Source organism: Acinetobacter sp. Ag2 (assembly GCF_001005515.1).
Lineage (GTDB): Bacteria > Pseudomonadota > Gammaproteobacteria > Pseudomonadales > Moraxellaceae > Acinetobacter > Acinetobacter bereziniae.
In genome coordinates, this window is record NZ_LBNA01000057.1 from 146,489 (window position 1) to 172,519 (window position 26,031).

28 protein-coding genes and 1 tRNA gene are annotated in these 26,031 nt (G+C 34.6%); 14 read left to right on the forward strand and 15 right to left on the reverse strand.

The annotated features are described in order from the left end of the window. Positions 1–7 precede the first annotated feature (7 nt). From AAV97_RS17595 to AAV97_RS17635, 9 genes are all read right to left on the reverse strand, one after another. Positions 8–1,795 carry an amidohydrolase gene (locus AAV97_RS17595; protein ID WP_046761268.1) on the reverse strand — a complete coding sequence of 596 codons (1,788 nt, stop codon included), beginning with the start codon at positions 1,793–1,795 and terminating at the stop codon, positions 8–10. 192 nt (positions 1,796–1,987) lie between these two features. Continuing rightward, positions 1,988–3,151, reverse strand: a complete 1,164-nt coding sequence (locus AAV97_RS17600; RefSeq protein WP_005030414.1) for an MFS transporter — start codon at positions 3,149–3,151, stop codon at positions 1,988–1,990. A 212-nt stretch (positions 3,152–3,363) separates the two neighbouring features. Next, a complete protein-coding gene (locus AAV97_RS17605) occupies positions 3,364–3,975 on the reverse strand; it encodes a septal ring lytic transglycosylase RlpA family protein (RefSeq protein ID WP_009586515.1) in 612 nt (203 codons plus the stop codon). A gap of 285 nt (positions 3,976–4,260) precedes the next feature. Continuing rightward, positions 4,261–5,262 (reverse strand): lytic murein transglycosylase B, encoded by a 1,002-nt coding sequence (mltB, locus tag AAV97_RS17610; protein WP_004831688.1) that lies wholly within the window; start codon positions 5,260–5,262, stop codon positions 4,261–4,263. A gap of 33 nt (positions 5,263–5,295) precedes the next feature. Continuing rightward, positions 5,296–6,438 (reverse strand): rod shape-determining protein RodA, encoded by a 1,143-nt coding sequence (gene rodA / locus AAV97_RS17615; protein WP_042085768.1) that lies wholly within the window; start codon positions 6,436–6,438, stop codon positions 5,296–5,298. A 343-nt stretch (positions 6,439–6,781) separates the two neighbouring features. After that, a complete protein-coding gene (locus AAV97_RS17620) occupies positions 6,782–7,432 on the reverse strand; it encodes a hypothetical protein (RefSeq protein ID WP_004831684.1) in 651 nt (216 codons plus the stop codon). Positions 7,433–7,449: 17 nt separating this feature from the next. Further along, positions 7,450–8,274 carry an NADPH-dependent 7-cyano-7-deazaguanine reductase QueF gene (gene queF / locus AAV97_RS17625; protein ID WP_005030409.1) on the reverse strand — a complete coding sequence of 275 codons (825 nt, stop codon included), beginning with the start codon at positions 8,272–8,274 and terminating at the stop codon, positions 7,450–7,452. Then, complete coding sequence (locus tag AAV97_RS17630; RefSeq protein WP_004831680.1) at positions 8,274–9,047, reverse strand: ABC transporter permease; 774 nt, start codon at positions 9,045–9,047, stop codon at positions 8,274–8,276. The genes queF and AAV97_RS17630 overlap by 1 nt, the downstream gene beginning before the upstream one ends. Next, positions 9,044–9,979, reverse strand: coding sequence for an ABC transporter ATP-binding protein (locus tag AAV97_RS17635; RefSeq protein ID WP_004831679.1), 936 nt, complete (start codon positions 9,977–9,979; stop codon positions 9,044–9,046). Before AAV97_RS17635 ends, AAV97_RS17630 begins: the two co-directional genes overlap by 4 nt. Positions 9,980–10,166: 187 nt before the next feature. Between AAV97_RS17635 and AAV97_RS17640 the strand changes: the two genes are divergently transcribed. The 3 genes from AAV97_RS17640 to AAV97_RS17650 all read left to right on the forward strand — a co-directional run bounded on the left by AAV97_RS17640 (position 10,167) and on the right by AAV97_RS17650 (position 11,305). Beyond that, positions 10,167–10,242, forward strand: a tRNA-Arg gene (locus AAV97_RS17640). 339 nt (positions 10,243–10,581) lie between these two features. Continuing rightward, positions 10,582–10,929 carry a hypothetical protein gene (locus tag AAV97_RS17645; protein WP_004831587.1) on the forward strand — a complete coding sequence of 116 codons (348 nt, stop codon included), beginning with the start codon at positions 10,582–10,584 and terminating at the stop codon, positions 10,927–10,929. Between the two features lie 184 nt (positions 10,930–11,113). Next, positions 11,114–11,305 (forward strand): hypothetical protein, encoded by a 192-nt coding sequence (locus AAV97_RS17650; protein ID WP_046761269.1) that lies wholly within the window; start codon positions 11,114–11,116, stop codon positions 11,303–11,305. A gap of 162 nt (positions 11,306–11,467) precedes the next feature. Here the strand turns inward: AAV97_RS17650 and AAV97_RS17655 are convergent, their stop codons facing one another. Further along, complete coding sequence (locus AAV97_RS17655; protein ID WP_005030158.1) at positions 11,468–11,656, reverse strand: hypothetical protein; 189 nt, start codon at positions 11,654–11,656, stop codon at positions 11,468–11,470. A gap of 351 nt (positions 11,657–12,007) precedes the next feature. Here AAV97_RS17655 and AAV97_RS17660 point away from each other — a divergent pair, with 351 nt between their 5' ends. Beyond that, complete coding sequence (locus AAV97_RS17660; RefSeq protein ID WP_042086653.1) at positions 12,008–12,586, forward strand: DUF4189 domain-containing protein; 579 nt, start codon at positions 12,008–12,010, stop codon at positions 12,584–12,586. 556 nt (positions 12,587–13,142) lie between these two features. On the opposite strand, the gene AAV97_RS17665 is transcribed toward AAV97_RS17660, so the two are convergent. Further along, positions 13,143–13,694 carry a DUF2799 domain-containing protein gene (locus tag AAV97_RS17665; protein WP_046761270.1) on the reverse strand — a complete coding sequence of 184 codons (552 nt, stop codon included), beginning with the start codon at positions 13,692–13,694 and terminating at the stop codon, positions 13,143–13,145. Positions 13,695–13,858: 164 nt separating this feature from the next. On the opposite strand from AAV97_RS17665, the gene AAV97_RS17670 reads away from it, so the two are divergent. The 6 genes from AAV97_RS17670 (at position 13,859) to AAV97_RS17695 (ending at position 17,549) form a co-directional block, all read left to right on the forward strand. Then, positions 13,859–14,140 carry a hypothetical protein gene (locus AAV97_RS17670; protein ID WP_046761271.1) on the forward strand — a complete coding sequence of 94 codons (282 nt, stop codon included), beginning with the start codon at positions 13,859–13,861 and terminating at the stop codon, positions 14,138–14,140. A gap of 231 nt (positions 14,141–14,371) precedes the next feature. Then, the gene (locus AAV97_RS17675) at positions 14,372–14,695 is read left to right on the forward strand and encodes a hypothetical protein (RefSeq protein WP_046761272.1); all 324 of its coding nucleotides are present in this window, start codon (positions 14,372–14,374) and stop codon (positions 14,693–14,695) included. A gap of 608 nt (positions 14,696–15,303) precedes the next feature. Then, positions 15,304–15,459 (forward strand): hypothetical protein, encoded by a 156-nt coding sequence (locus AAV97_RS21255; RefSeq protein ID WP_009586207.1) that lies wholly within the window; start codon positions 15,304–15,306, stop codon positions 15,457–15,459. 822 nt (positions 15,460–16,281) lie between these two features. Then, positions 16,282–16,662, forward strand: coding sequence for an MliC family protein (locus AAV97_RS17685; RefSeq protein ID WP_046761274.1), 381 nt, complete (start codon positions 16,282–16,284; stop codon positions 16,660–16,662). A gap of 300 nt (positions 16,663–16,962) precedes the next feature. Next, a complete protein-coding gene (locus AAV97_RS17690) occupies positions 16,963–17,340 on the forward strand; it encodes a hypothetical protein (protein WP_004831577.1) in 378 nt (125 codons plus the stop codon). Further along, positions 17,337–17,549 carry a helix-turn-helix transcriptional regulator gene (locus AAV97_RS17695; RefSeq protein ID WP_005030142.1) on the forward strand — a complete coding sequence of 71 codons (213 nt, stop codon included), beginning with the start codon at positions 17,337–17,339 and terminating at the stop codon, positions 17,547–17,549. The genes AAV97_RS17690 and AAV97_RS17695 overlap by 4 nt, the downstream gene beginning before the upstream one ends. A gap of 771 nt (positions 17,550–18,320) precedes the next feature. On the opposite strand, the gene AAV97_RS17700 is transcribed toward AAV97_RS17695, so the two are convergent. After that, positions 18,321–18,863: an MAPEG family protein gene (locus AAV97_RS17700; protein WP_228136565.1), complete on the reverse strand. Its 543-nt coding sequence runs from the start codon at positions 18,861–18,863 to the stop codon at positions 18,321–18,323. 223 nt (positions 18,864–19,086) lie between these two features. Between AAV97_RS17700 and AAV97_RS17705 the strand changes: the two genes are divergently transcribed. The 3 genes from AAV97_RS17705 (at position 19,087) to AAV97_RS17720 (ending at position 21,221) form a co-directional block, all read left to right on the forward strand. Continuing rightward, positions 19,087–19,443, forward strand: coding sequence for a hypothetical protein (locus tag AAV97_RS17705; RefSeq protein WP_004831574.1), 357 nt, complete (start codon positions 19,087–19,089; stop codon positions 19,441–19,443). Positions 19,444–19,701: 258 nt separating this feature from the next. Then, entirely contained in the window at positions 19,702–19,881 is a 180-nt protein-coding gene (locus AAV97_RS17710) for a ribbon-helix-helix protein, CopG family (RefSeq protein WP_004831572.1), read from the forward strand. A gap of 1,112 nt (positions 19,882–20,993) precedes the next feature. Then, positions 20,994–21,221: a hypothetical protein gene (locus AAV97_RS17720; RefSeq protein WP_004831570.1), complete on the forward strand. Its 228-nt coding sequence runs from the start codon at positions 20,994–20,996 to the stop codon at positions 21,219–21,221. A 128-nt stretch (positions 21,222–21,349) separates the two neighbouring features. Here the strand turns inward: AAV97_RS17720 and AAV97_RS17725 are convergent, their stop codons facing one another. The 3 genes from AAV97_RS17725 to AAV97_RS17735 all read right to left on the reverse strand — a co-directional run bounded on the left by AAV97_RS17725 (position 21,350) and on the right by AAV97_RS17735 (position 23,584). Continuing rightward, on the reverse strand, positions 21,350–21,640 hold the full coding sequence (locus AAV97_RS17725; protein WP_004831569.1) for a hypothetical protein: 291 nt from the start codon (positions 21,638–21,640) through the stop codon (positions 21,350–21,352). Positions 21,641–22,100: 460 nt separating this feature from the next. Next, a complete protein-coding gene (locus tag AAV97_RS17730; RefSeq protein WP_046761275.1) occupies positions 22,101–22,796 on the reverse strand; it encodes a hypothetical protein in 696 nt (231 codons plus the stop codon). 86 nt (positions 22,797–22,882) lie between these two features. Further along, positions 22,883–23,584 carry an exonuclease domain-containing protein gene (locus AAV97_RS17735; RefSeq protein ID WP_004831566.1) on the reverse strand — a complete coding sequence of 234 codons (702 nt, stop codon included), beginning with the start codon at positions 23,582–23,584 and terminating at the stop codon, positions 22,883–22,885. A gap of 545 nt (positions 23,585–24,129) precedes the next feature. On the opposite strand from AAV97_RS17735, the gene AAV97_RS17740 reads away from it, so the two are divergent. After that, entirely contained in the window at positions 24,130–25,437 is a 1,308-nt protein-coding gene (locus tag AAV97_RS17740; protein ID WP_042086642.1) for an alpha/beta hydrolase family protein, read from the forward strand. Positions 25,438–26,031: the final 594 nt, after the last annotated feature.

Genomic DNA, 26,031 nt, shown 5'->3' on the forward strand with positions numbered 1-26,031 from the left:
TTGATCTTTATTGAGGGCGTTGATAAATCAATCGACCTTCTTTATAGGTCGCTAATATTTTAATGTCTTTGATCTTTTGAGAAGGGACTTTTAAAGGGTCTTGATCTAAAAGTACAAGGTCCGCCAATTTTCCTTGCTCTAAAGTACCTTTATTTTTTTCTTCAAAGTACTGGTATGCAGCCCAATCAGTCACTGATTTTAAAGCAATATAGGGACTGACTTTTTGATCTTCACCTAAAACATCTCCAGAACGGGTCGTTCGATTCACAGTGGCATCAATCACCATCATATTCTTGGGTGGAATAACAGGCGCATCATGATGTTCAGTAAAAATCATATTCTTGCGTAAAGCAGATCCAGTTGGGGAAATTCGGTTAGCGCGTTCTGCGCCAAGCGTTTCATGTTTGTGCCAATCACCCCAATAGTAGGTGTGTAATGAAAAGAATGATGGAATCAGTCCAAGTTTTTTGGCTTGATCTAATTGATCTTCACGCATGGTTTGGGCATGAATAATGACATTACGGCGGTCTGCATATCCATATTGAGTATTTGCTTTTTCAATGGTTGTTAAATATTGATCAATTGCAGCATCTCCATTGGCATGTGCAAGAATTTGCCAGTGATTCTGATAAGCAAGATTAATTGCATCTTGAACTTGTTTGATATCAGGATAAGCAGGATAACCTTGATAATCTTTGCTTTTGCCTTCTGGTGGAACAAGATAAGGCTGAGTGAGCCATGCAGTTTTGCCTTGAGGAGAACCATCTAGGCTGATTTTTACCCCGCCAATTCTAAAATGGTTTTGGTAATTTAGACTGCTGCCATTTTTAAGCATGTAGTTTTTTTCATTCATGATGTCGGGATAAACTACAACATCAATATTTAATTGGTTGATGGCGGCAAAACTTCGCCACAATTCTGCTGTGCCGTGATCAGCACGACCTTCTTGTACGGTGGTATAGCCATTTTCGATGTAGGTATTGAGCGCTGTTTTTGCCATATTTTGCATGATCTCAGGTGGCACTTGACTAAAAGCCGTTGCCATTGCTGAGAAAACGGCAGCTTCTTCAAGTACGCCATTGGGTTCTTGAGAATTTGCTTTACGGCGAATAATCCCTCCAGTTGGATTAGGTGTATTCTGATTGATGTTTAAAACCTCAAGCGCTTTATGATTGACTGAGGCTAAATGACCTGATTGGTGTAAGACAATAATAGGATGGTTGGTCGAAACCAAGTCTAAATCATCAGCAGTTGGGTGGCGTTTTTCATTCAGTTGCGCATCATCATAACCATTGCCAATAATCCATCCTGAGGTTGCCTTAATAAAATCAGGATTTTTTTGTTGCCACAAGGAAAGTTCATGAATCAGAGAGGGGATATCGGATACATTGCCATCTGGTGTTGGATAGAGGTTGGCAACAGTTTGCTGTAAACCCACACTGTTTAAATGGCTATGTGCATCGATAAACCCGGGGAGTAGAGTATGACGTTTTAAGTTAATTACTTGAGTATTCTTTTGTTTGAGTTTCTGTGCTTGGTTTAAATCACCTGCAAAGACAATTTTTCCATCTTTGACAAACAATGCTTCTACATAATGTGGTGACATCCCTTGCATGGTCAAAATCGAGCCACCATAAAAAAGTGTACTGGCTTGTGGAAGGGAAGTTGTGACAGTTTGAGATTTTGTGGGATCTGATTGAGCGATGTTGGTACAAGCACTGAGCAATCCAAAACTACTGATGCAGATGATAGGAGCAATAAATCGAACAAGCTGGGATGGGTTAAGTTGCAACATAGTGAATCACCCTAGTTTTTGTATTGTTAGAATTGAATATACGTCGCTACAATTGAATTCAAAATAGCGTATAGAATAAGAATTAAATTAACAAAGATTTCATGCTAAGTATAGAAATGATGTTTACTTTTCACATATTTAAACTGGGCTATTTAGTCACTTTTATGAATGTAAGATTAGAATTGATACAGATTAAACCAGTCTTTTTCTAAAATAAAGGATGCCCAGCAAAGCAAATGCCAAGCCAATAAACGATGGGGCGTAACCAAAAGGCGTTGCAAGTAAGCCAACAATAACTGCACCTGCAACAGCACCGCCATAATTAAAAATATTAACTCGAGCAATAATTTCATCTCGTCGATTTTCATCTAAACGACCTGCGGCGGAAAAGGTCAGTGGGACCAATGCACCTACGGCGACACCAGCCAGCGCAAAACCAATGATTACGGTAACGAGTGAATGACTTATTCCTGATAATACACATCCAAATGCTCCGATCAGGATTGTGACTAATGCAACCCATGTGGCTGTTTTAAATCGCAGCAAATAATCAAGACTTAATCGCGTCAGTAAAATTCCAATTTGATAAGCTGCATAACCTAAAGGAGCAATCGTTGCTGAACTTGCTAAAACATCTTTGAGATAAATGGAGCTCCAAGTACTGATTGCGGAGTCGACAGTAAATACAATTAGGATAATTAGCCCAAAAATAAGTAGTTGTTGATATGGGATGGCTGGCTTCTGCTGTGGATTTAATTCTGCACACTGTTTTTGCTGAAATAACCAGTTTCTAGACAAATGCGAGGTGATGCACGCAATCACCACAGCGATGCATAATGCTGTCGTTGCGCCAAGTGGGGTTGAAACAGTGGCTGACATCATCAATGCGCCTAGAAAAGCAGCCGCTGTATAGCAAGCAAAGAAACCGCCAAAAACACTTTTCCCAAGTCGTTGTTCCATCATGACGGCTTGCATATTAAGTGCTGCATCTAAGCAGCCTAGTCCAAGCCCATACACTAAGAAGCTCGCAATCATCAGCATCACATTTGGGCTAAATGCAGCAATTGCTATTCCAATGGCTTCAAAAATAAAACCAGTCACAATGGCAAGTCGTGACCCAAGTTTAACCGCTATACGATCGGCTAAAATTGAACCGAGTGCTGCAGCAATACAGACTCCTAGAATGATCATTGCTAACTGGTCTTCAGTTAACTTAAATCGGTCTTTTATTGTGGGGAGAGCAGTCATGACTGTGGCATAACCAAGTCCTTGTGTCGCAAACCCGAGCGCAATCACTTTGTGTGTTCTGCTGAGTATTCGATGATCTACACGGTGGATCTTATGGTTTGCTTCCATGCTGGACTCACTTGCCTAATTTTAGATTTTTGCTTTTTTTGGATATGTTCTCGAACACTTCCTGTGCTCATTGAATTTTAATTTTGATTGTAAATAATTTTAAAGAAAAGGGGAGTAATTAAAAAAATAAGGGGGCAATTCGGACATGAGTATTTTTAAGTGATAATAAAAAAGCCACTGGAAAGTGGCTTTTGTTAAATGCATGCAGTGATTTACGAGTTTGGACCGTCTACGCGTTCAATATTAACGCGTGCCGTTCCTGAATTTGTAATACCTAAACGCTTCGCAGCGCCATAAGAGAGATCGAGTACACGATTACCATGGAATGGACCACGATCGTTAACTTTAACCACAACACTCTTACCATTGTCTTTATTGGTTACACGAATAAAGCAGTTTAATGGTAGGCTACGATGAGCTGCTGTGAGATCATTCATATCGAATGTATCACCACTTGCAGTTTTACGACCGTGGAACTGACGACCGTACCAAGATGCAACACCAGTTTGGCTAAATTTGCGAACTGTATTAGAAGCAACTTCATTAAGTTTATCAATTACTGAAGGCTCATCTTCAGGAACTTGAATCTTTGCTGCAATAGTTTGACGACGTACTTGGTCGCCAGAACGTTCAGTAATTGACAAACTGTTTAGGTTTGAAAAATGAGAATTGAAATTTGTTGAATCTTTGCTAATCACACGAGAAGCTAGACTCGAACTATCCGAATCATTATTTAAATATGATGACTGAACCATTTCTGAGTTGACTTGCGTCATACTCAGACCCATGGTCAGGGCCATCACACATTTGAGTGAAGCATGCATCGTTTAACTCCTTGGAACCTCAATTTTAACTTTCTAAGTCGCTGAAAATTAACCATAGAGGTCTGTAAATTCACTTTTGCAACTGCATTTAACGGAAAGGATAATATTCAAGCTGCATTAAAGGTGTCTAGCATTATTTAAGAAACCGTTACAAAAAGGACAAATTCTTACAGGTTTTGATTAAAAAATAACCAATATTGTAACAATTTATTTAAAAAGTATATAATGTGATCAAATTAACAAAAATATTTCTTGACTTATTCTATCTAAAGGAAATTGTAAGTCTTATCGACTTACAATTTCAGTGCCTAAAAGCCATAAAGCGGTGGCATACATGCGGCTTCTATTATATGTGGTAATCACTTGAAAATTAGGATAAGTAATATAATAAATAGGACCATTTGTGTCTTGTAACTGAATAATATTGACCAAGTCTAAATCATCAATTTTAACAATTGGGTTTAATGGAGAAATTCCTAAATTTTTCAGTGAACCATAAGGAACAGGTTGGGTTAAATCTTTGGCAATGATTGCATCAGGATTGTTTCCTGTATATCGCGCTAAAAATGCAATCGGTTGATCGCGTTGCCAACCATGCTGAGCAAGATAGTTCGCAATAGAACCAATTGCATCTACAGCAGAGTTACGCAAGTCGACATGACCATTGCCATCATAATCCACACCAAACTTAGACACATTACTTGGCATAAATTGCGGATAGCCTACCGCACCTGCATAGGAACCAACAATCGAGTTGGTTGGAACACCATCTTTATATGACCATGCAATAAGGGCACCTAATTCATCCTGAAAATATTGAGCACGGCGAGGATAACCAAAACCCAGTGTAGCAAGTGCATCACGAGTGATAAATGAGCCCTTATTCGACCCATATCCTGTTTCAACCCCTAGAATGCCCAAAATGATCGATTGAGGCACACCAAACTGCTGTTCTGCGCGATTTAGGGTATCTGCATATTGTTGTTTGAAACGCACGCCACGCTGAATAGTGCCTTCGGCTAAAAAGTTAGTCTTATACTGATACCAAGGCTTGCTTTCACCTGGGCGTTCCATGATATTGATGATATTCGGTAAATTGCGTGAACCATTCATTGCCCAATCAATCTGTTCTGCACTTAAGCCGTATGTTTGCATAGTTCTGGCTTTAAAATTATTGTATTCAGGGTTGCTGGCAAAATCATTGGCTTGACAAAAACTGGTCAGTGAAAATGCTGCCGCACAGAAAGTGATATTTTTAACCTTCTGTAAAAGCCCAAAAGTAAGCATAGGTTATATTTCCTAATTATTTATGATAAAAAATTAACGATGCGTATGGATCGACATCACAATGCCAAAAGTGGCCATTAAAGTAATAATTGCCGTGCCACCATAACTCATAAAGGGTAGTGGTACACCGACTACAGGTAAAATACCACTGACCATGCCTGCATTTACAAATACATAAACAAAAAATGACAAAGCAAAAGCACCGGCAACCAAACGTCCAAAATTATGAAAGCATTGTAGACTCATTTGAAAGGTTCTAAAGATGATACAAAAATAGATAGTGATGAGTAGTAGAATACCAATCAAACCAAATTCTTCCGAAAATGCAGCAATAATAAAGTCAGTGTGACCTTCTGGTAAAAAGTGTAAATGTGATTGAGTCCCTTCTAAGTAGCCTTTGCCCATAAATCCGCCTGAGCCAATCGCCGTTTTAGATTGAATGATGTTCCAGCCTGTGCCTAAGGCGTCAGCTTCAGGATTAAATAAGGTGAGAACACGCTGTCGTTGGTAATCATGCAGTAAAAACTCCCAAGCCACTGGAATAACCACAGCAGCTGCGCTAACCGCACCTAAAATCATTTTCCATGAAAGCCCACTGAGAAACAGCACAAAAATTCCACTGGCTAAGATCAACAGTGATGTCCCTAGATCAGGCTGTTCAGCGATTAGGATAAAAGGTATACCAATCATCAATAATGACAACACGACATTCTTAAAGCTTGGTGGAAGTGGATTACGTGATAAAAACCAAGCAATCATTAAGGGCATACCAATTTTTAAGAACTCACTGGGTTGTACACTACCGAAGCCTGGGATACCAATCCAACGCTGTGCGCCCATTCGCACTTCACCAAATAGCTTAACTGCAACCAGACAGACCAAACCAAAAAGATAAAAATATGGTGCGAACGCTTGATAAACTTTGGGTGGGACTTGGGCTAAACTGCACATCACTAAGAAACCGATCCCAAAACTCATCGCTTGTTTGGAAACCAACCCCATATCCTGTGCCGATGCGCTATAAAGCACGGTTAAGCCCAGTAATGCATTTAAAATCAGAAATAAACTCAACCAAGGGTCAATATGTAGTCTTTGCCAACGAGAGGGGAGCGTGGCGGTGCTTAAACCATCACGAGGAGAATGCCGTAAAAATTTATATTGAGCGCTTGGTGCCATTGGTCTATTTTGTACAAAAACATGTTTTGCGCATGCTATCACAATCCCCCCCGAAGGCAATGAATATCAATACTTCGCAACAAAATTATGTTTGAATATTTAGAGGGGGTTTTTATAGATGAAAGATGTTAAAGCTAAAGCTGAATCGCCAATTTACGCTGATATGTTGAGATTGATTCAACAATTTTCTGTACGCTCCAATAGTATATAATTATAGTTGTGATTAGTTGTTTGAATTTAAAAAGAAATTATATATTTTAAAACTGACAGATTGAGAGCATAAAAAAATGCCCTGAATCAAAAGGGCATTTTTATATTTAAAAAATCAATTAAAATTTATCGATCAATTAAAAAATAAAGTGTCGTAATATTCTGCAACTGCTGTAATTTCGTCCTTATTTAAATTTGGAATCAATTTATCAATTGCGATATGTACAGCTTTACCTACAGCTGCTGCACCAATATCTGCTGCTTTACGTTTAATCATTCCTAAATCTAGGGTTTTATTAAAGTCACGCATAAAGTGGTTGGTAGTTGCATCAGCAAACTGTTTAAATTGCTCTGCTAAAACGGCACGATTGACATCGCCATTGGCTTGAACTTCAGCAAAGCTATTTTTTAGGTTAATAACCAAATTAGGATCTAAGTTAACCCCAACCCGATATTGACCTTGCGGATCTTTAAATAGACTACGTTCTGAAAAATCGACAGACTGGCGAACCACATCATTGTCTGCCTTACTTAATAACTGTTTAAGTAATACAGCAACGGTTGATTTGACATAACCCGCGAGTTTTTCCGCAGTGTCTCGTTTGTCGCTTGCAGGGAAACGACGAACAAGTTCAATCAAAAGCGTATCAATAATTTCTTCATTGATAAGTAAGGCTGTTTGATCACGTAAAGGATAGAGTGGTTCGTTAGAGTTTTTTTTCTCGATACCTGTCTGAATATTCTTGAGTAGTTCTTCAGAAGGTACAAAACCAAAAAAAGGCATGTGTTCAACCTCAATGTTTATTGTCGCGCCAATCGAATTGGGCTTGGCATCCATGATTCATCAGATACACGACACGGATTAATATCTAAACCGCCACGGCGTGTATAAGTTGCATAAACCATCAGCTTTTCTGGTTTTAAATTTTGCCAAATATCGGCAAAAATTTGTTCCACGCATTGTTCGTGAAAACCGTTATGCTGACGATAGGAGATAATATAAGCTAAAATACTACGATAACAAGGTTTTTTACCTTGATAACGGATAAAAACAGTCCCCCAATCGGGTTGACCTGTCACAGGGCAGTTACTTCTTAATAAGTGTGAAAATAGTTGAATTTCAACATTTTTATCTGTATTTGAAGTGTTTTGATCGAATTCCAAAAGGCTAGCATCTGGATGATTGACCAGACAGTCAGGTTCTTGATCATCAATACAAATACCTGTCGGTTTGGTAATGTCTAAATCATCCACTTGAAACAACGTTAAAGTGACAGGTGCTTGCGCTGCTTGAGACAAATCTTTTTCAACAGTATCGATAAAAGCTTGACGGGAATCAAACTGAGTAAAGTTCATGCTATTAAAATACAGCTTGAGTGATTTAGATTCGATCAAATTCGGTGATGTTGCTGGGAGTGCAATACGCCCAATCGCAACTTGAGGAATTCCCTTAGCATTTAGCCAAGAAATTTCGAAAACATGCCACCAATCTTGACCTTGATATATGCCTTCAACTTCAGCATATTGTTCACGTGCTTGTGCACGTGATATTGGGAAAAGAATTTCAGGCTGATAGGTGGTCGGGTAATTGGTTTCTTTACCCAATAAAGATTGTTCAACAGACATTATTCACGCATTCCTGAACCACGAGAAAGTAAATAGTAAGCAACACCATAGAGTAAGCCACAGCAAAGTGTCACTATGATTAAAGACAAAGTAACATTGACATCACTATGACCTAAAATTCCAAAACGGAAAGCATTAACCATATATACGATCGGGTTAACTAAAGAGAGATTTTGCCAAAATGGGCTTAAAGCACTGATCGAGTAAAATACCCCACCAAGATAAGTCAGTGGTGTTAATACAAAGGTGGGAATAATTGAAATATCATCGAAAGATTTTGCATATACAGCATTGATAAAACCACCCAAAGAGAACAATAGTGAGGTCACAATCACCGTATATATGGTCACGAAAATATTATGTATATAAAGGTCAGTGAAAAACATACTCATGGCAGTAACAATCGCACCGACAAGCACACCACGACACACCCCACCAATCACATAACCACATAAAACCATGTGTAATGGAACTGGGCTCATGATGAGTTCTTCAATACTTTTTTGAAATTTGGCACTAAAAAAACTTGAAGAGACGTTGGCATAACTGTTGGTAATTACAGCCATCATAATCAGACCGGGTACGATGAATTGCATGTAGCTAAATCCACCCATTTGACCAATCCGAGAACCAACCAAATTACCAAAGATCACAAAGTACAAACTCATGGTAATGGCAGGTGGTAATAGTGTCTGTGGCCAGATTCGCATAAAGCGGCGAATTTCTTTTAAGACCAGTGTGTAAAGTGCAATTTGCAGTTGATTAAAATTCATTGTGCTGCTCCTTGCAGGTTTTTCTCCACCATTTTAACAAAGAGTTCTTCCAGACGATTCGATTTATTACGCATACTGCGTACACGAATACCTTGAGCTTCTAAAAGTTGGAATAAATCATTTAAAGCGTGTGCTTTGTCCATCGTGACTTCTAGTGTCATTGGATCAATTAAATTAAATTTAACCCCGATGATGTCAACAGTGATCGGCTCGATTGGATATTCCAAATCAAAAATAAATGATTCTTCACTGAGTTGATTTAAAAAGGCTTTCATTGAGGTGTCCTCTTTAATAACACCACGGTCAATAATCGCGATTTGGCGACAAAGCATTTCAGCTTCTTCCAAATAATGTGTGGTTAAAATAATAGACGTTCCTTTTTCATTCATTTCAGTGAGAAAGTCCCACATTGAACGACGCAGCTCAATGTCTACCCCAGCAGTTGGCTCATCTAAAATTAAAAGTTTTGGTTCATGCATCATGGCACGCGCGATCATTAAGCGGCGTTTCATGCCTCCAGATAACATTCGACCTTGAGTATTACGTTTTTCCCATAATCCAAGTTTTTCTAAGTATTCTTCTGCACGTTTTTGTGCAATTTTTGGCGGAATACCGTAATAACCTGCTTGGGTCACTAAGATGTCAAAGATCTTTTCAAATTGACCAAAGTTAAACTCTTGAGGGACGACACCTAAACATTGTTTGGCATTTGATGGATGGGTATCTAGGTTGTGTCCAAAAATTTCCACGGTTCCTGAAGTTTTACGTGTCAAGGAACTGATAATACCGATTGTTGTAGATTTACCTGCACCATTCGGTCCTAAAAGTGCGTAAAACTCTCCTTCTGGAACAGTTAGATTGATTCCTTTGAGTGCTTGGAATCCATTTCTATAGGTTTTCGATAAATCTCTTAACGTCAAGGCATCAGTCATGAAATTCTCACATGGTTTCAGGAGTGTTTATTGTGAGCGATCTTTTTGAATAAACCAAGTAAGTTAGACGGAATTCTACATTGCAAATATAGAACATTGTTTAAAGCATGATCATCAATGAAAAGAGTTGTTTTATAAATGCTTTACCTCACGCTTTTTTTTGTTATGATGTGCCATCTCAATTTAAGCGCCCATAGCTTAACTGGATAGAGTACAGGTTTCCGAAGCCTGTGGAGTGGGTTCGAGTCCCGCTGGGCGTACCATCTTGCTGTTCCTCCTTATTCCAATTTGTCTCAAAACCCTTTATATTAAAAGCACCTAGGCATTCTTATTGTCTCAGCTTGTCGCAGTTTGTTCCTCTGTATACCTTCATAATAAGGGTACATTTGGGGGCATGCTGTAAAATCGAATAAAAATGTACCGTAAAATGTTTAGTTTTTTAACGATCTACACTGCTCACTTTTTTAAGTGTTAGAGTAAAGAGTGGTGCGAAAGTTAATCATGCTGAGTTTAATAAAAGAAGAAATAGTTTAACTTTTAATCTTTGTAAAAATGGTTTAATCATATAGTATTGATCTGTATTATGATTTTAGGCATGAATAATGAAGAAAATACTTTTAATTATTGTAATCAGCCAATCACTTCTAGCTTGTGCAAGTCTCAGTACACAGCGCTATGAAACACTCAATGATCTAATGCAATCATGGGTTGGTTCGTCAGAAGAAAAACTAATTAAAAAATGGGGATTACCAGATAAAAGCTATACCTTAACAAATGGAGGAAAAATAATTTCTTATGAAACATTTGTTCATCCAGGGCGTTATTGTGAAGAAAAATTTATGCTTGAAAAGGGTATCATAGTGAAGTGGGGGCACTCTCGTTGTGATCTGAATTTGAATAATGCTAAGAAAATCTCAAAAGACATTCCGATTCCACAACCTACTCTTTGATCATTTAAAATATAGATTCCTTATTTGAAGTAGATCAACAAAGAGGAGGTTCTTTATTTAAAATAACAATTCTGTAATTTTTACTCAAAATCAACTAATATCGATATGTTAAAAGAGTCTTGTGTAACAGGATTGTCGTAGGGCGATGAGTCAAAATTTTTGTAAAAGGTGCAATAGATCCACAATGATTGAAAAAAATCATTGTGGATCATGTGATATAGGTAAAAAAAATGGTTTTTTTTCGTTGTCCATGTTTATTTTGTTGATGGTAACTTTTGCTTTTACCGCAACGAAACTATTACAAGCGGAGCCTCAAGATGATGAAGCCGTTTCGGTAACGACGAATGTTGATAGGACATCTCAGCGTTATTTTTAAGAATATTTGGTCATAAAAAGGCACCCTCCAAATTTAGATTAAAAGTGTCCAACTTTCGGATGCGGTTTAATTTAGCGAGTTTTTTATTCAACCAAGCATCAACAATAAAAAATGAATACTCTATAATTCACTTGATAAAGTTCTAGTTGATTGCTCAAAAGATTATGATGTGCTGTTTTTATGTTGTATGGAGGTTTGTTTCTGCTTCTGACTTGGCATATAGTCTGGTTCGCTAGACATCGCCAGATACAGGAAAGTAAAAAAGATAGACGTTAAAATACCAACAATAACAATGAATTTCCAACCCAATGCTGTTGATTCTAGATCATCAGATGATGGTGTATTTTTCATATAAAACCTCATAGAGGAAAAAAGATAAATGGGTATGCCTTATATCACAAAATTGATCAAAATACTTTCCCAGCATATCAGCAAGGCGCTTTCACTCCATAAAAGCTATAATTTGGTTTTGTTTGTTAAGCATTGTTAAATATCAATTTTATAAAAAATATTTAGAAAATTTAATGTCTTAGATACATAGATAGGATTGTCTAAGACATATGCCTCAAACAGAAAAATAATAGATGTTGACTCGAAATTTGAGTTTCGCAATGAATTATTTTAAGATTTAAAATGATTAAAATATCACCGATAAATGATGTACTTTTCACAAAATAATTCACAAACATGGATGTGCCAATCATGATGAAACACTATAGACAACAGAACATACACTTTTTTATCGCCTTAATTTGTCTTTCAGTACTTTCTATTATTTCTAGCGTTGCTAAGGCTGAAGGTAACTGTCCTCCTGGCTATTATCCAGTAGGTGGTCAGGGTGTACAAGGCTGTGCACCGATTCCAAATTATGGTGGTGGAGGTGGATATGCCCAGCCAAGCTATCGTTCACCAACGACAGAAGGTTATGTTGCAGCAGGAACAAATGGAGTCATTGGTGTCGCAACGGCAAAAATTTTCCGAGGAAAGTTAGAAGAGAAAGCGTTACAAGATTGTGAAAAAAAAGGGGGTACAGGTTGTCAAATTTGGTTTACTTATGATGATAATCATTGTGCGACAGTCGGACAGGCTGAAGGAACCAATAGACTTTATCGAGCACGTACAACAGCTGGTGAAGTGAAAGATGTTATTCCAGTACTCGTTCCTGGGAGCAGAAAGGCATTAGGACGCAAGAAAGTTGTAGACGCATGTCGTGCTGATGGTTTTCCAGAATCTCAATGTAAGATTATTTATCAAGATTGCCGTAGGTTGAATCTTCCATAATAATTCAATATATAACTAAAAGTGAATATATTAGGTGAGGGAATAGGACTTCGACCTCACCTACCAGAAGATTTTTTTCATATTTTCATATAAGCAAGAATGTAGTTGAACAAAGTGAGACATTCACTTGCTAATAGATTTTAACTTTAAACTTTGGTTTGAGCCAGTAAATATCATTGACATACTAGATATTTTAAATTAAATTTAAATAGTTATTTTACTAAAAATAAATAACAAAAAACCTTAATCAGCGCAAAATTAAGGTAAGCCTCATAGAAATGTGAGGCTTTTTTTATAGCAAAATAATTTTAAATCTCATCATATTTTTTGCTCACGACTTGTTTTTTGGTCACAGCCTTATAGATCGCTTAAAATCGAGAACGAAAAATAAGTAGATTTTCGAGTAGTTTCAATTTTGTATAGATTGCTTTAAAATAATTGCATAATCCTAGACCGTATTCAGCATCAATCAAATACAAATTTTTATTCAAATGTTATTTAAAAAACATGAAAATTACATCTATAACATAGATTTGTATAAAGAATTTGTTTCAATCTAGTCAAGATCATGCTCAGCCTTGAAACGTTCTAAATTACGCAGAGCTGTTTGATAACGAGATTGTACTTGGCTGCTATTGATACGGAGATCATATAATTTCTGTTTATAGCTATCACGATCTTTATCAGAAAGGTTCTTATACTCCAATCTTTCAAGGTAATAATTCATACCATTTTGTGATTTATTAAAATCTGAATTTGCGGAAAAGTACTGACTTGCGACTTGATAATAACTACGAAGAGATTCACGCTTTTCTATAGGACAAATTCGATAATTACCACGACCTTCTAAGGCTTCATAGAAAATGTTTTCAGGTTGACAATAAGCATTCAAACCTTTTTGGTAGCCTTTTTCATATAAATTCTGATTTGGAATGATATTGGCTTTTTGGCAAGCAGAGTAGTATTGATCTAGATGTGGGTTGGAACCAGCTGAACCATCTTTTTCACCAACATTAAACCAGTTTGCAGTTTTGCATTGCTCAAGACTCATTGCCGTACAGCCTGAAAGTAAAACAGTAAAAGTAGATAAAACTACTATAAATTTCATGAAATAATTTCCTAACGACGATTGAGCAACTTTCTAAAATATTTTATCATGACAATATCTTTTATTTGCTGAAAAAATTTAAAAAGTACCATTAAAGTGTATTGATTTGGTTGAATAATCATTTTTTTGTAGAATTGGATTTTAGACCTTAAAGATTTTTAAAAATGATTCAATATATTAAAAATAACTTTCCAATTATTGTTCTGTTGATGATTGTTATTGGTGGCTTTGGCTATCCTTTTTATTCTGGAAAATGGATTGTTGCACCTAAATTGAATGAAATTGATGCGAAATGTTATGGAATTGATGTTCCAGATGATATCCAGTATGGACGATCTGAGCACTTTTGTTCATGCATGAAAATGGTGCATAATAAAAAAGACAATGATCACATTAATTACTGTAAGAATTTAATAAATAAGGAGAATTTTAATGAGTCTAAGTGATTTTATTCATAGTCTTTAAAATAAGGATAAATGAATGAAAAATTTGAAATGAATATATGATGATTGATTTGCTCAAGAAAAGTATGAAACGAATTTAATGTTTAATTCTTCATACTTATGGAACGGATCGCAGGTTGATACAAAGTAGTTATAAAAACATGTTTATGGTGAATGTAGAACAGGTTGACTGCATTCATTTAAAGTAGGAATAAAATTTTGGTGATAAATAATATGAATATTAATGAATTAGATGAAAAATATGAAGCGTTTAAGACAAGTCAGCATTTTCCTGAAAAAGATGATCATCAGAAATTCACAAAGAAAAATAGACAGTTAAATGATCTTAAATCAATCATGGATAATATACTTTATAATACCCTGTTTCTAAAATATTTTTTTATTCTTGCGCGACCTGATGATGAGCGTTCACAGATGGCAAAAAATTATGTAATTTTAGTTGATGGGAAAGAAGTTGCTTTGAATGTAAACCAGTCTCCTCAATTTCATAACAAAGAAAATTATTTAAAATGGTTACACAGTGAAATCATGAAATGAACGTTCTATCAAGAGCTACAATAAAGTAAATGTATATTGGTGTTTATTGTTTTAATAAAATGAAAAATCAAGAAGATTGCTGATTGTTAGCCCGAATAGATATAACTATATAAATCTTTTTAATATAGGGTTTTTTTGAAAAGGTTTGTAAATTTTATGTTATTAGTGTATAAAAAAAGAACAACAATAAAATGAGGGTGATCACATGATATATAAATCAATAAACATCGCTTTTTTCATATTTATGTTTGTTGTTCTTACATTGTTAGTACATCTCTTTGGAAATATTCCATCAGGGATGTGGGTTTTAAAATAGTGTAATCTAAGTAAAGGGCTCATCTGAGGATGGGCTTTTTTATGGATTGTTTTTAGGGAAATGTTGATTAATTAATGATTCAATGAAAAATAGTCCAAAGTGTGACAGTTCTGTTAACAGTTTATAAATTAAATAAATTCTAACCAATTGAAAAATATTAAAATTAAAATGATTTTTGAAATCTAATGTTATAAAATTTCACATATTCTTTCACAACTAACATGTTGAAATACACAGGTTTTAATTTGATGTTATTCCTATTAGACCTTTTTTATTCAGTACGAGGAATGTCATGTTTAAGACTGCAGCATTATTAGGCACTGGGATCGCAATTGGTTGTTATTATCAGTCACATAAAAATGGCGCTGATAAAACCAAGACAAAAAATCTGACCAAGACAAGCAAAAACGACAAGAATGATGACAAGGACATTCAACCTCAGTCGTAACTATCTATTCCAGCAGGTCTCTAATTTAAGGGGCTTGTTGGGTAATAAGAAGTAATTTTATAGCGTGATTTTAAACTTTTCACAATAAATTTAAAAATTTGTTTATCTCCATATTTTTTAATCTCAGATGTTTCGATGTGCACCTTTAATCTTTTAAGTATCGTCCATTAATTATTGAACATTTATAGTATTTAATTATTGTTTAGTATTTTTAATATTAAGTGTTGATTTAAAATAAAATTTTAAAAATTGTCATTTAATGCCAATGTTCTTGATTGTTTTTGTTTTAAAATTTGAGCCAGAAATTACTTTGTAGTTTCAAGCTTTACCTAATAGAAGCTTTTCATGTAGTTGCCCACATTATCCAATCATGTGGGCTTTTATAAGGCATATTTTTATGATGTTGCGAATTAGACAATTGCTTTGTATTCATGTTTTTGAATATCCTAATATAAGCTGCATAAAAGAATGCCGTAAATGCGGAAAAATTAGCAATATCGATGTTAAGTGATGAAGCTACAACTTTTAAATTCAATGAAAATTTTTGTATTCTCCTAGGAAAATTGATGTTTTCTTTGCTTCTCCAAATCAGCATCGTGTTCATCGCAATCATTGCATTAATTTATTATTCAAATAAATCTTAATTTAAAATCTATGGCTAGTTAACATATAAATAGTTAAAAATAAAATATGAAATGTATAGTATTATAAATAATGTTTATGATTTCTGTACGGAACCAGTAGTGAATTCGCAATCGCTGGTTGGATGAGCTTCAAGTCCTGTGGTAGAACTTAAACTTCTTATTTCTACTGAGATTAATCATGAAAAAAATATTATTAATTTCCTCTATTTTAACTGCTGTTTTTTTAGTTGGATGTAATGCAAAAGACAAAGAAAAAACCAATGCCTCAACAGGAGAAGCAAGTAGTCCTGTTGCTCAGGTAGACAGCAATGAGTCGAACCAAAAAACAGTGAAATATGAAACTGAAGATAAAAAGCAATTCACACTTCAAACAACTGATAATTTTGCTACAGCAACTTTGACAGATAGTGAAGGGCATAACTATTCACTTAAAGAAGTTCCATCTGGCAGTGGTATGCGTCTAGAAGGTGAAAATGGTGTGTCAATTCATTCCAAAGGTGAGGAAGCAACAATTGAACTTGCAAAAGATCAGTCTTTTTCGGTGAAAGAAGTTAAATAAGCTTGGATATAAATCGCCCTACCTTTTGGTGGGGTTTTTTATGATACCCCATAATTTTTTTCACTTTAAATATCTTAGATGATCTAAAATCATTGCTATAAAGTTTAAATGTGAAATATATATTTGATTTTAAATGAAAAATATATTTTTATTGAATTGGGTTACTTCAAAAAGAGTAGATCAGGCGTACGATGCTTTTGGTTAGTTTACTCACATCAATCATCATTGATGTAAAGTATCCTTTACATTTAATTTGAAATTAATTATGCTCATGTAAAGTTTACTTTACATGAGTGCGCTATGAATAAATTTAGACACCTTTTTGAATTGGTTTTATCTATCTTGCTGTATATTGTTGTGTTGGTTTTTTCTCTAAGATATTTAAAAAATAATCAACTTGATGATTCAACACAAATGATTGTAACTTTATTGCCTGTCATTCCTTGCGTATTCGTATGTTGGAGCGTGATTAGACAGTTATCGCAATTAGATGAAATGCAACATCGAATTCAACTACAAGCTTTTGCAATCGCCTTTGTTGGTACTGCGCTCATCACATTTAGCTATGGCTTTTTAGAAAATATTGGATTTCCTTTACTATCGATGTTTTTTGTTTGGCCATTAATGGCAACATTGTGGGGAATGGGGATCGCAATTGGAAGTTGGCGTTATCGATGAAAAATATTTTATCTGAATTAAGAATGAAGCAAGGTTGGTCGCAACAACAAATTGCGGAATTACTTGGTGTTTCACGTCAAACTATCAATGCTATCGAAAAAGAGCGTTATGATCCAAGTCTCCCTTTAGCCTTTAAAATAGCAAGACTCTTTGGTTTATCTATAGAAGCTATTTTTCAGGATGAAGAAACAATAAAAAATGAACGCTAAGTTGAGATAAATAAGAATTTGATAAAAAACAGGAAAATATCCAAGCCTGGCAAATTAGATAATAAAATATGGGGGTGTGAGTATAAAGTGGTATTGGATTGCTGTAAGATTGTTGCTATTTAGAGATTTATCTTTGTTGGTAACTTTATTGACCAATGCAATATGTAGTGTCGAAGCATTTAGCACGACCAATTTTCCAGCTAAAATTATGCATATTGCGGCTGGATATTTTCCTGATTATATAAAGCTGAGCATTTGAAAACAACATTTGGATAAGGTCACCAATCATCAGGATGAGTTAAGTCTATCTCCTAACCAATTCTCTTGCTTTCTTTACGTCGTGGTTATGTTCTCAGATCTAGGTATATTACGACGATGTATATTGGGCTTGCGTGACTGTGCATAAGTGTTGTTTATGTTTATACTTAAAATAGCGATACAGTACGGGCTTGTGTCACATCTACTTTATTAAGATAAATCGCAATAAGAATATATTTTTAGTATGTGTGGGTTTAGTTAGATCACATTTTTGTTGGATAGTGGGATGATATATTTTGATCATTTTAAATTTTGCGTGAGTTTAATGTCAATCTGCATTTATCTAACAGGTTAGCTTTTATATTATATCAAGCACATGATTTTTCAATTTAATTATAAATTTCACCATATCTTGTATTTATCTGCATCAAATAAATAGTTATATTGTGATCGTGATCACAACCATAATATGTTGTTGGCGATTGATTTAGAAGCATCCTACACTTAGATCAGTCATAAACAAGCCAGTATAATAATAAAGGTTAAAATAAATAGGCAAACGATACCAGTTATATAAGAGATCGTTCTCCAAGGCTGTATTCCTACTAAATAGGTTATTGTATGAGCAATACGTGCAATGGTAAAAACACTAAACGCCCATGCTATCAATGTTGTGTTCAAATTCAAGGCGATACAAATGCCACCAAGTACCCAAAACACAGGAATATTTTCTAAATCGTTAGCCCAGGCTTGACTTGCTCTCACCACTTGCGGAAGTTCTTCGGGATGGGCATTCATGTTTAGATATTGTGCATCTTCTTTATTTTTAAAAGCCTTATTTTTAATACGGAAATAACCTTGATAACATGATATCGCAAACATTTTAATGAAAAGTGCTGTAATACATAAAGCATATATGTGGAGCAAGTTATACATAAAACATCTACCCAAGTATGCTGCAAAGAAAATGATAAACACATAAGTTTTTATATTTAAATTATTTTTTGTCAATATTTTTTTAATATTTTTATAAGAAAAATTAAATTTATTTTCCAAATCATCTTTATTTATATGAATCGTGTCGATTCACATGTGAATTTTAAAGTAAATCAGAAATGCCTTCTGAAAAGAAATATTGTCTTTTTTTTTAATTAGACTAAAAAAATCACATATTATTATCATAAAATAATATTTTATTATAATTTTATGATACTTTTAAACATGAGCCAGACTCCTCAGATGGTTCATACGGTTTTTACTTAATAAAAGGTATATATAAATGGCTAAAATTGACTTAACACCATTAGCAGATATTGACGGATTTACAGCTTCAGCACTTGTTGATTGTACAAGTGGTCTTTCATTGGCAGCACAAGGAACAGGCATTGATTTGGAGCTTGCAGCTGCGGGGAATACTGAGGTTTTACGTGCGAAAATGAAAACTGCTGATGCGTTGAACTTGAAAGATACTATTGATGATATTTTGATTACTTTAGGTAAACAGTATCATTTACTTAGACCGCTAGAGAAAAACAGTGATTTATTTTTATATTTAGTATTGGATCGTCAAAAATCTAATTTAGCAATGGCTAGACACGAACTTAGAATTTTTGAAAAAGAATTAGATTTCTCTTAAAAATAGAGACTTGGCTATTACTTCGCGTTGTTGTGATAGCCTTTTGTGTGAATTTTAGCTTTAAAATTAAAATATTTGATAATATTCACAAAAAATTATGATCGATTTATCATTTAAATATTAAAATTATTAAAATAAAGTGTTATAAATCATATATATATGTCTTATCTTGTAAGGTTGGCGAGATAAAAAATTATCATTGAAAATCTTCTAAATATTATTACAATTCTATTTCTAAGAAATTTAAGGAAATGGGGTATGGAAAATAAAACGGCAAGGTTAACAATTTTAATCGATCCAAATAAAAAAGAAGCATTTGAAGAATTATGTAACCGTCAAGACTTAAAACCTTCTCAAGTTGTTCGCCAATTAATTCGTGAATATTTAGAAAAACATGGGGTTGAATATGCCACTAAATCCTCTGTTGTAAAAAAATAATAAATCGTATGTTTTATGAGACGGTCGATGATGATTGAGCAGTACAGTCTTGTTGACAGATCTGCTTAATTTTTATTGAGTTATAAAAAGATGAAAATTCAGAATAATGAGAACTTATATAATATTGATAATTTTTGTGATGTTGATTGTATTTGGTGCAGTCGGATTAATACTTAAAGGAGAGTTTCCTTTATCACAAATGGGGCATATTGAATCTGAATGTTTGGGTGTAAATATTCCTGAAAAAATAAAATATACTCAGTCTAGAGCGTATTGTCAGTGTTTCAAGCACCAATTAAATTTTCGTAATGCAAAAGACTCAGAACATAATTGCACTATAAATGTAGCTGTACGATAACTTTAGGTAATATTGGTAAAATGTAAAGAAGTTCAAGGACAATGAATATAGTACATTATCGCCATGACTCAAATTTTCATCCGATAAAGAAAACATACTAAGTGATAATTGATAGTGTAAATTTCTGATCATTTATATTCAAACCGCATAATTTTTCATACAAATGATTTATTTTCAAAAAATTTTATACTTTTTATCTGAATTTTTAATTCGGAAAAATGATCATTTTAAAGCACTTTCAAAGTTTAATTTCATTTTAGTGCTTAGCAGCCATTATTCTTTAAAGATTGAAAAATTGATCATCAATTTAGGCTTAACTATTATCTGCTGTTTTTAAAATAATTCAATTTTAAAATCGCTGTAATTAGGTTGAATAATGTTACTGCTTCTTGCAGATGGTCAAAGTTCTGCCTATATTATAACTACAGTAGATCGATAAGATGCTACGAAGTAGTTGGACAGATCAATGACGGCTTATTGAATTTGTGACTCCAGTTCAAATAAAAAATAAGCACTAGCTTTCCAACATCAAAAAGCTCACAGAAATGTGAGCTTTTTCATTTTGAAATCTGATGAAATAATTAAGATAGGCAGAATTTACATAAAATATTCAAAGTAATTGATTGTTTTATAACTGAAAAATATTCATAAGTTGCAATGCTTTAACATTGCCATAAAATCTAACAACTTCTCAAGAAATTTTATTCAATGTCATGCTATAAGAAAAACAGTATATAAAAAAGAGGATAGGAAAATGTCTGAAATGATTACAGTCAAGGTGAAGGATCAATATAGCAACGAATTAAATGCAATGGCATGGTTAAACAAATTGCAAGAGCATGAAGATGCTGAAAATTTATCCTTGTTCCAAAAGATCGATCATATTGTGGTAGATGGCGAAAAGATATTGCCAAGTATTGAATTACTGTTCGAGAGTAAAGAAAGTGATAGTATTTATCGCATCATTGAACAGGTAAGTTAATTTTTAACTAGACCAAACATGTGACAATTAAAAAAATGTGTTGGATGCATTTATCCAACACATTTATTATAGCTAAGCATTAAAAGATCTAAAGCTGAACAGCAACAACCAAGTTTCTGCTAAAAAAATCAAGCAGTTTTAAAATGATCAAGAACAACAGCAACTAAATGATAAAGGGCTAAGCGGTCTCGATTGGCTTGAACAACAGCGCGTTTTTCAATTCTTAAATCACCTTTGAGTGATCCAGATTGATAACTTTGTACCAACACATGTTGTGAGGACATTGGGTCATCTTTGATTCGTAAATCTCTTTTATGCTTAATATTAGAAACAGCCGTCAAACACTGTTCAAAAGTTGAATGAAAATTTGAAAGTGCTAATGCTGTTTGATTGGTCGATTTGGTAATATAAGTAGTCATAATTGTGTAATTATTTGAACAAGTTAGCTGAGTGTTTATTGTATAGCTTGATGTAAAAATAGACAATTTGATTTTGTAAAAAGATATAATAAGATATATGGATTTAAGTTAATTCATCATTAATATCAATGAGATATGTTGGTGATGTTAAGCGATATATGACATTTGATTTTAGACGTGGAATAGTTGTATTTCTGAACCATAATGTTGAAATTCAATGTGTAAGTGTTGAAGGAATTCTGTGAGCAAAGCAGATTTTAATTCTAAATTCAGCTTTTGTTCCGATAAATAATGATCATCTTCAAGGGCGATGATCTGCCAAATCTGATCATTATCCATCTTTTAAAAAATATTAATCTGTTTAGATTAAAAAACTTAGAATGACGTTAAAACACTTAATTGTGTCATTCTAAGGGGGTTAAATCTAAATGCTAAGTCTCACGCTTGTAACATGCTTAAATTATGATGATTGTAGGTGTTGTAAAGAATAATTAATTTGTTGCATGGTTTGATTTAGCTCAACTGGTGAAATTCTGGACTCTTGTAATGCGGTAATCCATTGCATTTGGCAAAATTTAATATCACGGATAGATTTTGCCTGCTGGATCTGTATCACCAATTGTTTAGTCATGAGTCCACAATGAGTTTGTAATAGATGTGCCATTTTTTGTTTGATCTCATCAAAACTGATATGGACATGTTCGAGTTTATTTTCCTTCTGTGCTGGTGTTTCTAGTTGTGGTTTTAGATCATGGGTTGGCTCATTGGTGTGGAGATTGTCGGGTGAGGATACTTCTGTTAATTTTTCACTGATGCTAATTGAGGAAATGAGATCTTCTTTTGAAGATTGACTTTTTGTTGTTTGAGCCAAAGTTGGTTGTTGGTTTGTGTCTAATGCAATTGAAGTTGTCACTGCTGATAGGGCGGTATAATTTTTTTTATCCGCAGATGGTGCATTATCCTGAAAAATCAAACCAAGTTCTTCTAATTGTTGAATCAGTTCAGGAGTCGCCAAGCGTTGTTTGAGGGCACTATTTAAAATTTTAAAATCATCAGTACCGATCAGGAGTAATAACTGTCTTTGACGCGCATTCAGTTGAAATGACCGCTGTTTTAATGCCTGAATTCCCAAGTCAGTTTTAAAATATTGATCCATGAGTCAAGTTATTCCCCCAATAAATTGACCCAAGGATAAAGAATGAAAATTACACTAATATGACTTTCTTGTTACAAATCACAAGGTTAAAGTGTGATAAGGTTTGCATTTTCTAAGGCTTTACGTAAATAAGGGTCTAGGTCTTCCTGGCGTAATAACCATTGCACATAGTCTGAGGGTAATTCTGAAATTGCAGTACCGCGGTGTTTACCAAAGTTGATCGTTCTTGGTATACGTGCATCTTCAGAGGCTTCATAGAGTTCTTCTAGGGTCTGAATTTTTAAATGATGAATAATGTGCATTAAAATATTGGCAGTTAAAATAATATCTGCATCTGCGCGATGCGCGCTTTTCAGCATTTCACGTGCTTTTTCACTGCCTTTACTGATCATATAAATCAGTGCAGAAATATTATGGGCTTCAGCATCTGGCCAAACTAAACGAGCCAATGCCAGCGTACAGATGGCTTTGATTTTTGAGGTATCTACACCGCATTGTTCAATGGCACGAATATCATAATCAATATTATGACCAATGATATATGTGGTTTCTTTAGGAAGCTCGAAGTCCGAAAAGTTAGGTTGTCCTGCAATGTCCGCTTCTAAAATATGGTGAACTGCCATAGAGGCAAAAGAGATTTTTTCATTGCCAATGCTATAAAGCTGATCAAATATTTGCTTGCGATCTAAACTGAGTTTTCCTGCTTCAATCTGAATAGGTGCATAAGCAATTTCAATAGGTAGACCATTGAGTGTATGTGTTTCTGTATCTAAAATAATGGCTTGCATCTTTTGTTCCTTCACCAATTTGAACAGGAGCTTTTGAGTACCCTAGCTTTTTTAAGCATTGAATACAATTTAAAGTTATTTGAAAGTCAGTTTTGATTTGTTTTTGTTTAACTCTCAAGCAGTTCTGTCCTTGTATGGTGGTTGCATGATTAAAATATAAATTATATCTAGTTGATACTGGCTATCATTATTTATTTAATAATTTATAAGAATATCTTAAAGTTTGGGCGTGCTGGTATTTTTTATTGTTGAGGTTGTAAATTCTACTGAATACAGTGAATCTCACCTCATTTTTTAGTTTAAAACCAACTTAATCTACTTTTTTTAAATATTTTCTAATAAATATCAAAATAATGGCTATCGAATATCGCTTGCAAATTTATTTTAATAAGATAATTATAGTGTAGATTATCTTAATTATTGGATTTAAGGTAATTTAAAAAGAATACCCCGCCAAAAGCTAGGTAATTGAATGATCAGTGCGGATAAATTGGAATGATTCACACTGAAGTATTAAAACAAGATAGGCAACAAGGATGAAAAAAATGAAAAGAAATACGCTTTGGATATTATTAGCAAGTTCAGTTGTATTTTTAACAGCATGTGGAGGAGATGACAATAATGATGGAGGTCCATCTACCACATCAAATGTAGACATCAATAATATTCAAAACCCTGTGGTGGGAACACCTGCTGCATATAAATATATTAAAGAAGATGCACCACCGAATGCCGCAGACAGTGTAATGATGACTTATAAAATGAAAGGCATCAAAGGAACTGAAACATTGGCTACCAGCTTAGTTTTTACCCCAAAAACAGCACCGCCTGCAGGGGGATGGCCAATCGTAGTATGGGCACATGGTACAACGGGTGTCGCAGATAGTTGTGCACCGAGTGTTAACAAATTGACGATACCAGGTTTGTTTGGTCCAGGTGATCCAACGATTAAAAACATGATCGATAGCTTTCTTAAAGAAGGTTATGTTGTTGTTGCACCTGACTATGAAGGTTTGGGAGAGCCTGGAAATAAGGAATTACATCCTTTTCTAAATGTCAAAAGTGAGGCTTATTCAATTACGGATGCAGTGGTAGCAACCAAAAGTTGGTTACGTGATAAGGTCTCTAATAAATGGGCAGTAGTGGGGCATTCACAAGGAGGGCAAGCGGCACTAGGTGCTGCTCAATATGCAGCACGCGCCAATATGGACTACAAAGGGGCAGTGGCGGTTGCTCCTGCGTCTAATTTAAAAATGATTGATAGTTTAATTCAATTTAAGTTAGAAGGATTACCTGATAAACCATTGGATGAAAATGGAAATGTGAATCCTGAATTTCAACGTAAGGTCCTTGGCTATGTTGCTACGGATGGGTTTACCGCATTGATTGCTGCGAGTATTAAAACTACTTATGGGATGGATGGTGTATATAGTAAGGTCTTTAAGTCACCCACCGACAAAATTGCAGAACAAGCTGAGTCTTTATGTGTGCTTGAGTTAGGTTTTGAATTTGCGCGAGGAATAGGGGAATATGCTGAAGCAAATAATGGTAGTATAAAAGATTATCCACGAAGAGCTAAGGGCTATATGGATGATCCGATCGTCAAACAATTTTTGGAGAAAGATTCACAGCCTCTTCAAGTCTTGGTTAAAACACCAATCATTATTTATCAAGGTGGTGCAGATACATTGGTGTTGCCTCAGGCAACAGACGCATTAGTGGCGCAAGCACGAGCATTAACCACAAAAATTGATTATCGAACCGATCCAAAATGGGACCATGGTACCGCTTATAGTGTAAATGCTAAAAACGGAAACTTATTGGCGGATATTAAAACACTGCTATCAAATTGATCCTTGAATATTGATCATTATCGTTTTTAAATTTTGCCACTGTTCAATCGAACAGTGGCAGCTTATGAATAACTCAACTTGCTTTATCTAATTCAATGCAACTTGATTAGAATCTTCATTCAGCGATAACGTTGTTAGCATCCTGTTTTATCTAATATATGCAAAGGCAGAGGGAAATCCTCAGGTTTTTTAGCAATCACTTTTATAGTTTTCAATTTGTGAAATAGTTAGTTTGTGAAAAGATTGAGTCAATCTATCTCTCATTGTCCTGTAGTCAAATTTTTTTTAAATATTTAAATTAACAGGGTATGCATTTAATATTTCCTGAATATTCATACAATTGATTTTATTTTAATCACTCATGTCGAATCAACTTTATGTTTTTTTAAATTTTTTGTAATTCATTTATTCTGCACTTTTACATCAAGGATGGTCTTGCTATCGTGAGGTGACATGGATGTTGCTATGTTGAGTGAGGTTATATGCGAATATGAGCAAAAAACAAAGCACTACCTTTTTTGCATCGCAAGAATACGGTTAAACAAAAAATGGGTTAGGCAAAGTGAAGCATCATCTACGTAAATCTATTTAGGC